Raw genomic sequence first — 1242 nt, forward strand, 5'->3', positions numbered from 1 at the left:
GCCTTCTTCTGATGCGGTCGATTTTCGGTACCGCATTTTCAATGCCGATGGTCGGGAAGTAGAGCAGTGTGGCAATGGCGCGCGTTGTTTTGCGCGTTTTGTCGCGGATAAGGGTTTGACGGATAAAACGGAAATTTTGGTCGAAACGGCCAAAGGGATTATTGTGCCGAAGCTGTTGGATAACGGTTTGGTTACCGTCAATATGGGTAAACCGCGTTTCATGCCGTCTGAAATTCCGTTTGTGCCTGCACATGGTGAAAATGAAGATGCGCTGACACATATTGTCTTAGTCGGTTTGGAATCTGTACCGATAAGCTGCGTGAATATGGGTAATCCGCATGCGGTGATTTTGGTTGATGATGTTGAGACTGCGCCGGTGGAGTATTGGGGCAGCGCTATTGAATCGCACGAGCAGTTCCCTGAACGGGTCAATGTCGGTTTTTTACAGGTTGAAGATGAATTGTCAGTCCGCCTGCGCGTGTTTGAACGCGGGGTGGGGGAAACTCAGGCTTGCGGCACTGGAGCGTGTGCGGCCGTGGTGGCCGGTGTGCGCAATGGCCTGCTGAAAGCGGGTGCGCCTGTGCGAGTTACTCTGCCTGGTGGCGAATTGTTTATCAGTTGGGAAGAAGGTGGCGATGTGCAAATGACCGGCCCTGCTGAAACCGTTTTTGAAGGCGAGTTGCAGTATTCATGATGGTTTCTTTGGATTTTTGGTTTGCCGTCGCGTATGCTGCGGTATCGTTGGCATTTATTTTTCGTGCGCAACGGTTTCAATGGCTTTGGGCTGCGGTGTTGTTGTGGCTGGGGATTTCGGCACTGGGCGCGCGCTTGTTGCCCGGAATGTGGGGTTTTACGCATACAGGCCCTTTGTTTATCCCTCATTTTTATCTGACAATCGCCAGTATTTTTTTCTTTATCGATGACTGCAGTAAAACGGAAGACAAAAAGTTTTGGTCGGCAGGCGAATATGCCGGTTTGACTTTATTTGCTGTTTCCAATGTCGTCATGACTTTGGCTTTTGTTTTCTTGGCAGGCGTGGTTTATTTCATCTTGCCATTGGCAGGTGCGGTTTTTGCATGGGCGGCCTTGCTGAAAATTTATGCCTTGAAACCGATTTATTGGTTTGTTTTGCAGGGCGTGTTGATGCTGGTGTTTTATCTGCACCGCGTGGTCGTGTGCAAGCAGTCGGCGGCTTTGTTTAGTGCTACTCAGCTGCAAATGGGTTGGCTGGTTGCGGTTGTC

Annotated in this window: 2 protein-coding genes; both read left to right on the forward strand. The window is 50.2% G+C overall.

What is annotated here, in order from left to right:
• Positions 1-694: diaminopimelate epimerase (gene dapF, locus ACTHUT_RS20845; RefSeq protein ID WP_440419712.1), on the forward strand; the 694-nt coding region annotated here is incomplete at its 5' end.
• Positions 691-1242: hypothetical protein (locus ACTHUT_RS20850; RefSeq protein ID WP_440419714.1), on the forward strand; the 552-nt coding region annotated here is incomplete at its 3' end. The genes dapF and ACTHUT_RS20850, both read left to right, overlap by 4 nt.

Source organism: Neisseria sp. P0022.S010 (genome assembly GCF_051956635.1).